At 62.3% G+C, this 13,747-nt stretch carries 13 protein-coding genes; 9 read left to right on the forward strand and 4 right to left on the reverse strand.

The genetic code is table 11. From position 1 onward, the window contains the following. Window positions 1–52: 52 nt before the first annotated feature. A complete protein-coding gene (locus ACFWAD_RS24915) occupies window positions 53–4,009 on the forward strand; it encodes a DNA-directed RNA polymerase subunit beta' (protein ID WP_378447188.1) in 3,957 nt (1,318 codons plus the stop codon). A 99-nt stretch (window positions 4,010–4,108) separates the two neighbouring features. Here the strand turns inward: ACFWAD_RS24915 and ACFWAD_RS24920 are convergent, their stop codons facing one another. After that, the gene (locus ACFWAD_RS24920) at window positions 4,109–4,495 is read right to left on the reverse strand and encodes a glyoxalase superfamily protein (RefSeq protein ID WP_378548663.1); all 387 of its coding nucleotides are present in this window, start codon (window positions 4,493–4,495) and stop codon (window positions 4,109–4,111) included. Between the two features lie 88 nt (window positions 4,496–4,583). Between ACFWAD_RS24920 and ACFWAD_RS24925 the strand changes: the two genes are divergently transcribed. Further along, window positions 4,584–5,591, forward strand: coding sequence for an LLM class flavin-dependent oxidoreductase (locus ACFWAD_RS24925; RefSeq protein WP_378548665.1), 1,008 nt, complete (start codon window positions 4,584–4,586; stop codon window positions 5,589–5,591). 13 nt (window positions 5,592–5,604) lie between these two features. Here ACFWAD_RS24925 and ACFWAD_RS24930 read toward each other — a convergent pair whose 3' ends face one another. Then, entirely contained in the window at window positions 5,605–6,102 is a 498-nt protein-coding gene (locus tag ACFWAD_RS24930; RefSeq protein WP_378548668.1) for a SixA phosphatase family protein, read from the reverse strand. A gap of 73 nt (window positions 6,103–6,175) precedes the next feature. Between ACFWAD_RS24930 and ACFWAD_RS24935 the strand changes: the two genes are divergently transcribed. After that, window positions 6,176–6,376: a hypothetical protein gene (locus ACFWAD_RS24935; RefSeq protein WP_003941897.1), complete on the forward strand. Its 201-nt coding sequence runs from the start codon at window positions 6,176–6,178 to the stop codon at window positions 6,374–6,376. On the opposite strand, the gene ACFWAD_RS24940 is transcribed toward ACFWAD_RS24935, so the two are convergent. Together ACFWAD_RS24940 and ACFWAD_RS24945 are read right to left on the reverse strand one after the other, a co-directional pair. Continuing rightward, complete coding sequence (locus ACFWAD_RS24940; protein WP_378537653.1) at window positions 6,373–7,131, reverse strand: acyl-[acyl-carrier-protein] thioesterase; 759 nt, start codon at window positions 7,129–7,131, stop codon at window positions 6,373–6,375. The genes ACFWAD_RS24935 and ACFWAD_RS24940 overlap by 4 nt on opposite strands. A gap of 44 nt (window positions 7,132–7,175) precedes the next feature. Further along, window positions 7,176–8,165 (reverse strand): NAD(P)-dependent alcohol dehydrogenase, encoded by a 990-nt coding sequence (locus ACFWAD_RS24945; protein WP_378548671.1) that lies wholly within the window; start codon window positions 8,163–8,165, stop codon window positions 7,176–7,178. A gap of 65 nt (window positions 8,166–8,230) precedes the next feature. Here ACFWAD_RS24945 and ACFWAD_RS24950 point away from each other — a divergent pair, with 65 nt between their 5' ends. The 6 genes from ACFWAD_RS24950 to ACFWAD_RS24975 all read left to right on the forward strand — a co-directional run bounded on the left by ACFWAD_RS24950 (window position 8,231) and on the right by ACFWAD_RS24975 (window position 13,738). Further along, window positions 8,231–8,887 (forward strand): TetR/AcrR family transcriptional regulator C-terminal domain-containing protein, encoded by a 657-nt coding sequence (locus ACFWAD_RS24950; protein ID WP_378548674.1) that lies wholly within the window; start codon window positions 8,231–8,233, stop codon window positions 8,885–8,887. Between the two features lie 96 nt (window positions 8,888–8,983). Then, complete coding sequence (locus tag ACFWAD_RS24955) at window positions 8,984–9,949, forward strand: NADPH:quinone oxidoreductase family protein (protein ID WP_378548677.1); 966 nt, start codon at window positions 8,984–8,986, stop codon at window positions 9,947–9,949. An 88-nt stretch (window positions 9,950–10,037) separates the two neighbouring features. Next, window positions 10,038–10,508: a MarR family winged helix-turn-helix transcriptional regulator gene (locus tag ACFWAD_RS24960; RefSeq protein WP_378537661.1), complete on the forward strand. Its 471-nt coding sequence runs from the start codon at window positions 10,038–10,040 to the stop codon at window positions 10,506–10,508. Beyond that, window positions 10,505–12,037, forward strand: a complete 1,533-nt coding sequence (locus tag ACFWAD_RS24965) for a DHA2 family efflux MFS transporter permease subunit (protein ID WP_378548680.1) — start codon at window positions 10,505–10,507, stop codon at window positions 12,035–12,037. Before ACFWAD_RS24960 ends, ACFWAD_RS24965 begins: the two co-directional genes overlap by 4 nt. Window positions 12,038–12,183: 146 nt before the next feature. Beyond that, on the forward strand, window positions 12,184–13,278 hold the full coding sequence (locus tag ACFWAD_RS24970) for an LLM class flavin-dependent oxidoreductase (protein ID WP_378447196.1): 1,095 nt from the start codon (window positions 12,184–12,186) through the stop codon (window positions 13,276–13,278). Beyond that, on the forward strand, window positions 13,265–13,738 hold the full coding sequence (locus ACFWAD_RS24975; protein ID WP_378548845.1) for a MarR family winged helix-turn-helix transcriptional regulator: 474 nt from the start codon (window positions 13,265–13,267) through the stop codon (window positions 13,736–13,738). The genes ACFWAD_RS24970 and ACFWAD_RS24975 overlap by 14 nt, the downstream gene beginning before the upstream one ends. Window positions 13,739–13,747: the final 9 nt, after the last annotated feature.

Genomic DNA, 13,747 nt, shown 5'->3' on the forward strand with positions numbered 1-13,747 from the left:
TCAGGTTGCCGGGTGACCGGCAACCGTAACCCCAACGGGGAAAGGAAGTTACGTGCTCGACGTCAACTTCTTCGATGAACTCCGCATTGGCTTGGCCAGTGCAGAGGACATCCGCAATTGGTCCTACGGCGAGGTCAAGAAGCCGGAGACCATCAACTACCGCACGCTCAAGCCCGAGAAGGACGGCCTCTTCTGCGAGAAGATCTTCGGCCCCACCCGGGACTGGGAGTGCTACTGCGGTAAGTACAAGCGTGTCCGCTTCAAGGGCATCATCTGTGAGCGCTGTGGCGTCGAGGTCACTCGCGCCAAGGTTCGTCGTGAGCGCATGGGTCACATCGAACTGGCCGCACCGGTCACGCACATCTGGTACTTCAAGGGTGTTCCGAGCCGTCTCGGTTACCTGCTCGACCTGGCTCCGAAGGATCTCGAAAAGATCATCTACTTCGCTGCCTACGTCATCGTCGGCGTCGACGAGGAGCTCCGTCACAACGAGCTGTCCACCCTCGAAGCCGAGATGCAGGTCGAGAAGAAGACCGTCGCAGATCAGCGCGACGCCGATCTGGAGGCACGTGCGCAGAAGCTCGAAGCCGACATCGCGGAGCTCGAGGCAGAGGGCGCGAAGTCCGATGTCCGCCGCAAGGTCAAGGACGGCGGCGAGCGCGAAATGCGTCAGCTCCGTGACCGCGCGCAGCGTGAGCTGGATCGTCTCGACGAGATCTGGACCACCTTCACCAAGCTGAGCGTCAAGCAGCTCATCATCGACGAGCTGCTGTACCGCGAGCTGGTCGACCGTTACGGCGAGTACTTCACGGGTGCGATGGGCGCAGAGTCCATCCAGATCCTGATGCAGAACTTCGACCTCGACGCCGAGGCAGAGTCTCTTCGCGAGACCATCCGCAGCGGCAAGGGCCAGAAGAAGCTGCGTGCTCTCAAGCGCCTCAAGGTGGTTGCGGCTTTCCAGACCAACGGCAACTCGCCGATGGGCATGGTCCTCAACGCTGTTCCGGTGATCCCGCCGGAGCTTCGCCCGATGGTTCAGCTCGACGGTGGACGTTTCGCGACGTCCGACCTCAACGACCTGTACCGCCGCGTCATCAACCGCAACAACCGCCTCAAGCGACTGATCGACCTCGGTGCTCCCGAGATCATCGTCAACAACGAGAAGCGGATGCTGCAGGAGTCGGTCGACGCCCTGTTCGACAACGGTCGTCGTGGACGTCCGGTCACCGGACCGGGTAACCGCCCGCTGAAGTCCCTGAGCGATCTGCTCAAGGGCAAGCAGGGACGTTTCCGTCAGAACCTGCTCGGTAAGCGCGTCGACTACTCGGGTCGTTCCGTGATCGTCGTCGGTCCTCAGCTCAAGCTGCACCAGTGTGGTCTGCCCAAGCTGATGGCTCTCGAGCTGTTCAAGCCGTTCGTGATGAAGCGTCTGGTCGATCTGAACCACGCGCAGAACATCAAGTCGGCAAAGCGCATGGTCGAGCGCAAGCGCGTCCAGGTGTGGGACGTCCTCGAAGAGGTCATCGCCGAGCACCCGGTGCTGCTCAACCGTGCACCTACGCTGCACCGTCTGGGTATCCAGGCATTCGAGCCGCAGCTCGTCGAGGGTAAGGCCATTCAGCTCCACCCGCTGGTGTGTGAGGCCTTCAACGCCGACTTCGACGGTGACCAGATGGCTGTTCACCTCCCGCTGTCGGCAGAGGCTCAGGCCGAGGCACGCATCCTGATGCTGTCCTCGAACAACATCCTCTCGCCTGCTTCGGGTCGCCCGCTCGCCATGCCGCGTCTGGACATGGTCACGGGTCTGTTCCACCTCACCCGTCTCGACGAGGGTGTCACCGGTGAGCTCATTGCTCCGACCAACGACGAGGCAGAGCAGGGCGTGTACTCCTCGCCCGCCGAGGCTCAGATGGCGGTCGACCGCGGTGCTCTCTCGGTGCAGGCTCAGATCAAGGTGCGTCTGACGCAGCAGCGTCCGCCGCGCGACCTCGAGAACGAACTGTTCCCCGAGGGCTGGAACTACGGTGACGGCTGGACCGCCACCACGACACTCGGCCGTGTGCTCTTCAACGAGCTGCTTCCGGCGGACTACCCGTTCGTCAACGAGCAGATGCCGAAGAAGCGCCAGGCGACGATCATCAACGATCTCGCCGAGCGGTACCCGATGATCGTGGTTGCACAGACCGTCGACAAGCTCAAGGACGTCGGGTTCTACTGGGCCACCCGTTCGGGTGTCACGGTCTCGATTTCCGACGTGCTCGTGCCGCCGGAGAAGCCCGCCATCATCGAGGACTTCGAGGCTCAGGCCGACAAGATCGAGAAGCAGTACCAGCGTGGTGCTTTGGACAAGAAGGAGCGCAACAGCGCTCTGGTCACCATTTGGCAGGAAGCGACCGACAAGGTCGGCAAGGCCATGGAGGCTCACTTCCCCGACAGCAACCCGATCCCGATGATCGTGAAGTCCGGCGCAGCCGGCAACATGACTCAGGTTCGCTCGCTCGCCGGTATGAAGGGTCTGGTGACAAACCCGAAGGGTGAGTTCATCCCGCGTCCGATCAAGTCTTCCTTCAAGGAAGGCCTGACCGTTCTCGAGTACTTCATCAACACGCACGGTGCTCGTAAGGGTCTGGCCGATACCGCACTCCGCACCGCCGACTCGGGTTACCTGACCCGTCGTCTGGTGGACGTTTCGCAGGACGTCATCGTCCGCGAGGTCGACTGTGGAACAGAGCGCGGCATCGTCACCACGATCGCCGAGAAGCAGGCCGACGGCACGATGATCCGCGATGCTCACGTGGAGACCAGCACGTACGCCCGTACCTTGGCGGCCGATGCAGTCGACGCGAACGGCACCGTCATCGTCGAGCGTGGCCACGATCTCGGTGACCCCGCGATCGATGCTCTGCTCGAGGCCGGCATCACGACGGTCAAGGTCCGCTCGGTCCTGACCTGCACCACCGGCACCGGCGTTTGTGCCACTTGCTACGGCCGCTCGATGGCCACCGGCAAGCTGGTCGACATCGGTGAGGCTGTCGGTATTGTCGCCGCTCAGTCGATCGGTGAGCCCGGTACCCAGCTGACCATGCGTACCTTCCACCAGGGTGGTGTCGCAGGAGATGACATCACCGGCGGTCTGCCGCGTGTCCAGGAGCTGTTCGAGGCACGTGTGCCCAAGGGCAAGGCTCCCATCGCGGACGTCACCGGTCGGGTACAGCTCGAAGACGGCGATCGTTTCTACAAGATCACCATCGTTCCGGACGACGGCGGCGAAGAGGTTGTCTACGACAAGCTCAGCAAGCGTCAGCGTCTGCGCGTCTTCAAGCACGCCGACGGTCGCGAAAGCCTCTTGGCTGACGGTGACCACGTCGAGGTCGGACAGCAGCTCATGGAAGGTGCTGCCGATCCCCACGAGGTCCTGCGAGTCATGGGTCCGCGTCAGGTTCAGATCCACTTGGTCAACGAGGTCCAGGAGGTGTACCGGAGCCAGGGTGTGTCGATCCACGACAAGCACATCGAGGTGATCGTGCGCCAGATGCTTCGTCGCGTGACGATCATCGATTCCGGTGCCACCGAGTTCCTGCCCGGTTCGCTCACCGAGCGCGCCGAGTTCGAGTCGGCAAACCGCCGCGTTGTCGCTGAGGGTGGCGAGCCCGCAGCCGGCCGTCCGGTGCTCATGGGTATCACGAAGGCGTCGCTCGCGACGGATTCGTGGCTGTCCGCGGCATCGTTCCAGGAGACCACTCGTGTCTTGACCGACGCGGCTATCAACTGCCGTTCGGACAAGCTGATCGGTCTGAAGGAAAATGTCATCATCGGCAAGCTGATCCCTGCCGGTACCGGTATCAACCGTTACCGCAACATCCAGGTTCAGCCCACCGAAGAGGCGCGCGCCGCTGCTTACGCAGTGCCGTCGTACGACGACCAGTACTACAGCCCGGACGGCTTCGGCCAGAACACCGGTGCTGCAGTTCCGCTGGACGACTACGGCTTCAGCAACGACTACCGCTAGTCGGGTAGTCGCATGTGACGACTACCGCTAAGCGCTAGGTCGTGAGAAATCCCCCGCCTGAATCAGGCGGGGGATTTCTTCGTTTCGGAGGTGCGGTTTTCAGGAGTTACTACCGCTGAGATCTGGGATGACGATCTCCTGGACGGCCCACTTGTTGCCGTCGGGGTCGGCGAAGTAGATGAATCTGCCCCAAGCCTGGTCGTCGATCGGGCTGATGTCGATGCCGCGGCTCTTGAACTCGCGCTCAGCCTCTTCGATGTCCTTGACCACCACCTGCATGCCGACGACGGAACCGGGGTCGGCGTCGGTGATTCCCTTGCCGATGCAGATCGAGCAGGCAGAGCCGGGTGGGGTCAACTGGACGAACCGCAGGTCCTCGCTGACCGTGTGATCGTGGTCGGCATTGAAGCCGAGGCGGACGTAGAAGTCCTTGGCGCGGTCGATGTCGGTGACGGGAATGGCGACCAGTTCGAGCTTGATGTCCATGACGTGCCCTTCATGTGATGGTGTATTCCGGCGACAGGTCCAGTGTTGCGGGTATTGCGGTCAGAAACGGTCCTCGTTCGGCGTCCGGATGAAACTTTCCGAATTCCTTGTTGCTCCGAGAGTGCTTCTCTCACTGCTCGACCGATCCCGAACCAGGAGCGGATACCCCGACTCCGCAGCTCTGACGCATTCGCTCGAACGCGCCACCGACGCCGACGCTCTCGGCTACCACCGGTTCTGGGTCGCCGAGCATCACGCGGTGCCGGGGATCGGGAGCGGGTCGCCGGCAGTACTGCTCGCCGCGATCGGCGCACATACGCGAGATATCAGGCTCGGGAGCGGTGGGGTCATGCTGCCGAACCACCAACCGCTGATCGTCGCCGAGCAGTTCCTGATGTTGGAGGCGCTGTATCCCGGGCGAATCGATCTCGGTCTCGGCCGATCGCTGGGATTCACGGAGCCTGTTCGTCAGGCACTACGACGCAGCAAGGATGCTCCGGACACGTTTGTGTCGGACCTGGACGAGGTGAGGCGCTACCTGGACGGCTCCGCCGCAGTGACGGCACGGCCGGCGTCGCAGACCGGGGTGCCGATCTTCGTGCTGGCGACGCGCACAGGTCTGAAAGTGGCAGCGCAGCTGGGGCTTCCGGTGGTCGTGGGTGGGCCGATACTGGGAATCGGTAGCACCGATCGGGTGGATGCGTTGGATGAGTACCGCCGAGCTTTCCAGCCCACCGACACGCACCCCGAACCCTATGTGGTGGTTTCCCTCGAGGTGGCGGTTGCCGATACCACCGAGGCGGCCCGTGAGTTGCTGATCCCGGAGGCGTACGCGCTCGCAGAATCGTCACGGACAGGGGAGTTTCCGCCGCTCGCGTCGCCGGACGAGATCAGGCGCGCCCCGCGCAGTGATCGAAACGCCAGGCGTATCGAGTCGTTCACGGCGTCGGCGCTGCACGGGACGCCGGTCGAGGTGAAGCAGCAACTTCACGATCTGGCCGAGCGGACCGGTGCCGACGAATTGCTCGCGTCCACGTCGACGTACGACCGTGACGCGCTTGCACTTTCGGACCGACTGCTGCGTGAGGTGATCTAGCGGTGTGGTCGATCTAGCGGGGTACGTGAAACTCGAGCAGCGTCGCGACGGAGTCGTCGAGTTCGGTCCACGGCACCGGTACCGAGAGGACCGCGATCGCCGAAGTCGGGAACTTGTCCCGGATACGTTGGGCCGCTTCGGAGTTTTCGTTCGACGCCAGATCGAGTGCAGTCCACGGGATCCCGGGTTCGTGTCCGACGATCAGGAGTGTTTTGACGTGGTCCGACGTGGTGCGCGCAGCTGCGATCACGTCGGCGGGTGAGCCGCCGTAGATGGACTTCTCGAATCCGGCGGGCGCCTCGATACCCGTCGAGGCAAGAGTTTCGACGGTCCGACGGGAGGTGGAGCACAGAACGGCGTCGATGGGCGGGACGTTCTCGCGGATCCATTCGCCGCCGATGCGGGCCTCGCGCAGGCCCCGTTCGGCGAGTGGACGCTCGTGATCTCGGATGCCCTCTGGGTAGCTGGACTTGCCGTGTCGCATGAGGACGAGGGTGCGGTGGTCGGCCATGCGTTCACGGTATCCGCTTTATGCCCGTCAGTCCGGTTACTCTGGATGGTCAGGACCTTGAAGGAGGTTTTCGATGGCCGGTAAGAAGCTTGATCGAACTAATGCCCGAACCGCACTCGAGGTGGTACGCGAAAGCCCCACCATCGCGTTCATCACCGTTGCCCCGGCAGTGGTGGTGTTCGGCGTGGTGTGGTGGCTCTTCGGTTTCTGGGCCGCGATTCTTCTCGCGTTGGTTTTCGGTGTCGCGGCAGTCGCGACCCAGAAACTGCGTTAGAGGGCGCTCACCTGCGCAACTGCGCGGAGCGCTTCGCCCACCAGGAACCAGACCGTGACGGTCTTGTCGTCGACGCGACTGCGCAGGACGACGTCGTCGCTGGAGACGATGGGGGAGAGGTACTCGATCAGCGCTCGATGCGGAACGGTACGCAGTTCTGTGCGAGCGCTGAGGACCTCTTCGACCGCTTGCCAGTAGACGGCGTTGTTGACGTGGTCGAACGGGTCGATGTCGGTGGCGCGCAGAGCGAACGGCGTGTCGAGAACACCGGCGTCGTCCACCTCCGGTGCGTTCTCGGCGAGGACACGTTTCCACTTCAGGCGATGCTCGTCGGTGGATTCTTCCAACGGCCGCATGAAGTCGTCACTCATCCGGGTGGGCATGCCCGACTCGGCGCTGATGTTGATCCAGAAGCCTTCGGTTTCCATCAGCGCGCCGTTGCTGCCGTCGAAGCGCACGCGCATGTTCGCCCATCTCGTGGAGAAGCCTGAGCACCAGCGAGTCATGGTCAACTCTTCCGGCCAGATTGCCGGCCGGACGACGTCGACGACGGTGCGACGCACTATCCAGAGCGGGTGTGTGTCGATGGCCCCGGCGGCCTCGATGTTGTCGTTGCCGATGTCCTGCAGGTAGCGGGCGACGGCGTCGAGCCTGACCTGTTTGGCGACGTCGATGTCGCCGGTGCGTACCGGGCGGGACTTGACGAAGATCGGTCCTCTGTCTGGCTGCTGCGCGAGCGTGAGATCTGGGTTCACGTGAGATTCCTGTTCGCTGGAGTGAGCCGATTCTGTCAGGCTTTTCAGCGAGTGGCGATTATCTGCTTTCCGCAGCCGGAACCGTCGACCATCCGTGCCACAGCGACGGCGGTGTCGGTGAGGGCATGAACGGAGTCGATCACCGGGGTGACGAGGCCTGCGTCGATCATCTGCGTCAGGACCTCCAGATCGTCGGCGTTCTCCGAAGCCATCAAAGACCCGAGCTTCTGAGATACGAACGGAGACAAGCACAGTGCGCGGATTTGGCGATCGATTCCGCCGAGCCACCGTCCACCGTTCTCGCCGCCGACGATGACGAGAGTTCCGGTGCGTGTGAGTGCTCGTCGTAGGTCTCGCAGTCGGCGGTTGCCGCCGGTGTCGATGATGACGTCGTACCGATGCGATCCGTCGGTGGCGTCGTCGACGCGGTAGTCGAGAACCTCGTCGGCTCCGAGAGCGCGGACGGTATTGATTTTCGATGCGCTGCATACGCCGGTGACGTGCGCCCCGAGGGCTTTGGCCACTTGGACCGCATAGATTCCGACGCCACCGGATGCACCGAGGACGAGGACGGATTGCTCCGCTTCCACGTGGCCGTGATCGCGCACCGCTTGCAGTGCCGTCAAGGCGGAGACCGGTACCGCTGCCGCTTGCGCGAACGACAGCCGGGCAGGTTTTGCGGCAATCTTCGATTCGAGCGCGCACGCATATTCCGCAAAAGAACCGACTGCGATCCCGTACACCTCCTGGCCGACTGTCACGCGGGTAACCGAACTGCCGATGGCTTCGACGCGACCGCAGACGTCCAGCCCGCGTACCCGGTTCTTGGGTGCGCGCAGTCCAAATCCCGCGAGGCGCAACGGATATGGCAACCCGGCCATGAGGTGCCAGGCCCCTCTGTCGACCGACGCAGCCTCGACGCGTATCAGCACTTCGTTGTCGGCGACGGTGGGGCGCGGAATGCGATCGAGGTAGAGAACGTCGGCTTCGCCGTAGCGATCCTGCACGACGGCGGTCATCAGTTCCTGTGCCATGCGAGTCTCCGTTCGTCGAGTACTTACACCGTAAGTATGACACTTACGGTGTAAGTTCTGTCAATGTGGAGAAGCGCGCGAGATTGACCCGAGGCGACGTCGTAGGCGGTGCCGTCGCACTGGCCGATTCCGTGGGGATCGACGCGATGACGATGCGCAAACTGGGGACGCAACTGGGCGTCGAGGCGATGTCTCTGTACAACCACGTGTCGGACAAGGGTGACCTGCTCGACGGAATGGTCGACGCGGTTTTTGCGGAGATCGACCTGCCGACGCCAGGACGCCCATGGCGAACGGAACTTCACGCGCGAGCGGTTTCCACTCGTGCAGTATTGGGGAGGCACCCTTGGGCAACTCCGTTGATGGAGTCTCGAACGACCCCTGGTCCCGCGACGTTGCGTCACCACGACGCAGTGATCGGGACGCTACGCTCCGCCGACTTTCCGGTTGCCCTTGCTGCGCATGCCTTTTCGATCATGGATGCGTACATCTACGGCTTCGTGCTGCAAGAGGTGAGCTTGCCGTTCGAAACTGCGCAGGAGACGACGGAACTGGCGAACGCGATCATGGGATCGTTCGAGAGCGGTCAGTATCCGCACCTGGCCGAGTTGACCACCGAGCACGTGCTGGCGCCGGGATACAGCTACGCTGCCGAATTCGCTTTCGGTCTGGATCTGATTCTCGACGGACTCGAACGACTGCACATCGGGAGCGAACGATGATCTGACGTGAGTACCGGGTTAAGGTCGAGAAAAACCGGGTTACCGGTCCAGATTTCAGATGTCCCGAATTTCAGATGTCCCGAAGAGGAGCTTTCTGTGCGCGCAATGGTGGTTACGGAACTGACCGGTCCCGAAGGAATTGTCGCGCAGGAGGTTCCCGAGCCCGCAGCCGAAGGTCTGGTCCTCATCGACGTGAAGGCCAGTGGCGTCTGCTTTCCGGACCTACTGATCACCTACGGCAAGTATCAGATCCGGCCGGAACCGCCGTTCATTCCCGGAGCGGAGATATCGGGCGTCGTGGTCTCCGCGCCCGAGGGTTCGGGTTTCGCTCCGGGTGATCGTGTTCTGGCGGCCGCATATCTGGGCGGTTATGCGGAGCGGATTGCCGTCAACCCGGCGCAGGTACTTCGAATTCCGGACGGACTCGCATTCGACGAGGCGGCTTCGCTGATCATCAACTATCAGACGATGGAGTTCGCGCTCGCTCGTCGCGCAAAGATCGTCGCGGGGGAGACGGTGGTTGTGCTCGGCGCTGCGGGTGGCGTGGGAACGGCAAGCATTCAATTGGCGAAGGCGCACGGCGCCCGGGTGATCGCGGTAGTACGACGCGAGGGCGTCGAGGACTTTCTTCGCGAGCTCGGTGCCGACGAGGTTGTCGCCCTTGCCCCGGGATGGGGAGAGCGGATTCGGGAACTGACCGACGGTGTCGGCGCTCAGATCGTGGTGGATCCGGTGGGCGGCGATGCGTTCGACGACGCGGTGCGTGTTCTGGCACCCGAAGGACGGCTTGTGGTGATCGGATTTGCCGGCGGCGGTATCCCCGAGGTGAAGGTGAACCGCGTGCTGTTCCGGAACATCAGCATTGTCGGGGCGGCGTGGGGCGAATTCACACGCACCAATCCCGAAGCGGTAGCCGAGGTGCACGCATCGTTGGTCGAGCACGTCCGAAACGGCCTGCGACCCCTGGTCAAGGCACGGTATCCGCTCGCGGACGCTGCGGTTGCCCTGGCTGATCTCGAAAGCGGCAAAGTTCTCGGAAAGGCCATCTTGCTGCAGGAATGATAATTCCAACGTGATGGTGCTCACCAAATAATAAGTTGCAACATGTTTTCATTTGGGCAATAGTTGCAACCGCACTACCATTTGCCAGGTGATCGCTTCCGATTCTGATGACCTGTTTGGAGCACTCGACGAGTTGTTCACTCGCCTGATGAGCGCCGGTGATTCGGAGTCGATCGATGCGTTGATCGAGCTGGATCTCTCGTTCTCTCAGGTGCGTGTGCTGTTCGTACTTGCACAACGTGATGCGGCGATCCCGATCAACGAGGTTGCCGAGGAGCTTCGGCTCTCGGTGGCAGCTACGGGACGAAACATCGACCAGCTCGTGAACATGGGCCTGGTCGATCGCCGTGAAGACGAGCGGGACCGGCGCGTCAAGCGGGTTTCCTTGTCGGAGGCCGGTCGTAAGGTGACGACCAACCACATCGAGTGCAAGCGCGGCCAGCTTCGTGATTTCGCGTCGCGTGTTCCTGAGCCAGAGCGAATTCGTTTGTTCGAGGCTCTCAAGCCCATTCTCGCGGGTGACTATCTGCGAGCACTTACCCAGGAGACTTCGCGATGACATCGCCGAACGCGCCGGCTACGGCGCCTGACAAACTCGACGGGGCGGTCCTCAAGATTGCGTCCGTGGTGGTGCTCGGCGCCATCATGTCGATTCTCGACGTAACCGTGGTGAGCGTCGCGCTCACCACCTTTGCCGACGACTTTGAGACTTCCCTCGCGACCGTTGCGTGGACGATGACCGCCTACACGCTTGCACTTGCGACTGTCATTCCGGTGACGGGGTGGGCAGCAGACCGATTTGGCACAAAGCGTCTGTACATGACCGCACTGGTTCTTTTCGTGGTTGGTTCGGTGGCCTGTGCGATGGCGTGGGACATCACCTCGCTCATTGGTTTCCGCGTTTTGCAGGGTCTAGGCGGCGGCATGTTGATGCCGCTCGGCATGACAATCATGACCCGGGCCGCCGGCCCGGACCGTGTCGGTCGTGTCATGGCCGTGCTCGGTATCCCGATGCTGCTCGGCCCCATCGGTGGCCCGATTCTCGGAGGTTGGCTGATCGAGGTTGCAAGCTGGCACTGGATCTTCCTCATCAACCTGCCCATCGGCATCATCGCGTTGGCAGCAGCATTCATCATTCTGCCGTCCGACAAGGCAAAGCCTTCGGAGTCCTTCGACTTCCTCGGCATGATCCTGCTCTCGCCCGGCCTCGCGCTGTTCCTGTTCGGTGTGTCGTCCATCCCTGAGGTGGGAACCGTTGCCTCGGCCAGGGTTCTGGTGTCGGCCGGTATCGGTCTGGCGCTGATCGTCGCCTTCGTGTTCCATGCGCTCAACAAGGACCACCCGCTGATCGACCTGCACCTGTTCAAGAACCGCCAGTTGACCACCGCCGTCATCACGACGTCACTGTTTATCGTCGCCTTCATGGGCGCCGGACTGCTCTTCCCGAGTTACTTCATTCAGGTCGGCGGTCACACCACGCTCGCCGCCGGATTGTTGATGGCTCCGCAGGGCCTCGGTGCCATGGTCACGATGCCGATTGCGGGTCGACTGGTCGACAAGATCGGCCCGGGCAAGATCGTCCTAACCGGTTTACCGTTGATTCTCATCGGTTTGGGTGTCTTCACACAGGTCGCTTCGGATTCCCCGACGTGGCTGCTGATGGGCGCACTGTTCGTCATGGGCCTCGGTATGGGTTGCACCATGATGCCGCTGATGACCGCAGCCATCGTGACGCTCTCCAACGAACAGATCGCTCGCGGCTCCACCCTGATGAATATCGTTCAGCAGACCGCCGGATCCATCGGTACCGCTGTGATGTCTGTGGTCCTCACCAACCAGCTCTTGAATCGCGGGCTGGAGACCCAGACTGTGGTGGCGGCTTCGCACGAGATTCCGCCGCCGATCGGACCTGATCCGTCGATGATCGATTCGATTTTGAGTTCGGCCGCCGACGCATTCGGCAACACCTTCCTCGTTGCCACCGTGTTGATCGTCCTGACCCTCATCCCGGCGTTCTTCCTGCCGCGGAGCAAGACCACCAGGCCGGTAGCCGAGGGCGAGACGGCAGCGCCGATCGTTATGCACTGACCGGTTTCCGGTACAAAGTTTGACCAGGTGAGGGCGGCACGCATCATGTGTGCCGCCCTCACCTTTTGCCGTGGAATACAGCGGGATGGTTGAATGTTTGATCAGTTACATGCAAACGCATGGATCTAGTTCGCGGAGGAGCAACCATGCAGTTCGGAATCTTCACGGTCGGCGACGTCACCACTGATCCCACGACCGGGGTCACGCCCACCGAGCACGATCGCATCAAGGCCATGACGACCATCGCCAAGCACGCCGAGGAAGTCGGTCTCGACGTCTTCGCGACCGGCGAGCATCACAACAAGCCGTTTGTTCCGTCGTCTCCGACGACGATGCTCGGATACATCGCTGCTCAGACCGAGAAGATCACGTTGTCCACGTCCACGACGCTGATCACCACCAACGACCCGGTGAAGATCGCTGAGGACTACGCGATGCTCCAGCACCTCGCCGAGGGACGCGTCGACCTGATGATGGGACGCGGAAACACCGCGCCGGTGTACCCGTGGTTCGGCAAGGACATTCGCGCCGGAATCCCGTTGGCGCTCGAGAACTATCAACTTCTTCGCAGGCTGTGGGACGAGGAGGTCGTGAACTGGCAAGGGGAGTACCGCACACCGCTGCAGGGATTCACGTCCACTCCGCGCCCGCTGGACGGCATCGCCCCGTTCGTGTGGCACGGGTCGATCCGCAGCCCCGAGATCGCGGAGATCGCGGCGTATCACGGTGACGGATTCTTCGCGAACAACATCTTCTGGCCGAAAGAGCACTACATCGAGCTGATCAATCTCTATCGCCAGCGTTACGAGCACTACGGCCACGGGTCCGCGGATCAGGCGATCGTCGGCCTCGGTGGTCAGGTCTTCATGCGCAAGAACAGTCAGGACGCGGTCAAGGAGTTCCGTCCGTATTTCGATAATGCCCCGGTGTACGGCCATGGACCTTCCCTCGAGGAGTTCACCGAGCAGACCCCGCTGACGGTCGGTTCCCCCGAGCAGGTCATCGAGAAGACCTTGGCTTTTGCCGATTTCTTCGGTGACTATCAGCGCCAGCTGTTCTTGATGGATCACGCAGGACTGCCGCTCAAGACAGTGCTCGAGCAGCTCGATCTGCTCGGTGAGGAAGTTGTTCCGGTTCTGCGCCGTGAGTTCGCGGCCCGACGCCCCGCCCATGTGCCGGACAACCCGCCTACTCACGCGTCGATGAAGGCGGCTCGTGAGGCAAGCAGTGTCACTGCCTGACGCACAACTGCCAGAGGCTCCGGTCAGCACCACCGAGCTCGCCACCGACGCCTGGGAAGCCTTGTTTCGCGCCCAGGTGTCGGTGATGCGGCGGCTCTCTGCCGACGACGTCTGGAATCAGGTGTCAATGCGCGAGTACGACGTGCTGTTCACGCTCAGTCTCGCGCCGCGGAACTGTCTGCGCCTGCATGACCTGAATCGGGAGATTCTGTTGAGTCAACCGTCGCTCAGTCGCCTGGTGGAGCGGCTGGAGGGCGAAGGCTTGGTGTCCCGAAGCGTGGATCCACTCGACCGCCGCGGCACGATCGTGCAACTCACCGAAGCGGGTGCAGCGCTGCAGAAATCAGTGGGTCGCCGTCATGCGGCAAGTATTCGCCGCCATGTCGGACCGGCGTTGGACGCGGACGAACTTCGACTGTTGGCCGAATTGTGCACGCGTCTGCGTCTCGCGCAGGCATGACTAGAGGCA

Source organism: Rhodococcus sp. NPDC059969, from assembly GCF_042738325.1.
GTDB lineage: Bacteria > Actinomycetota > Actinomycetes > Mycobacteriales > Mycobacteriaceae > Rhodococcus_F.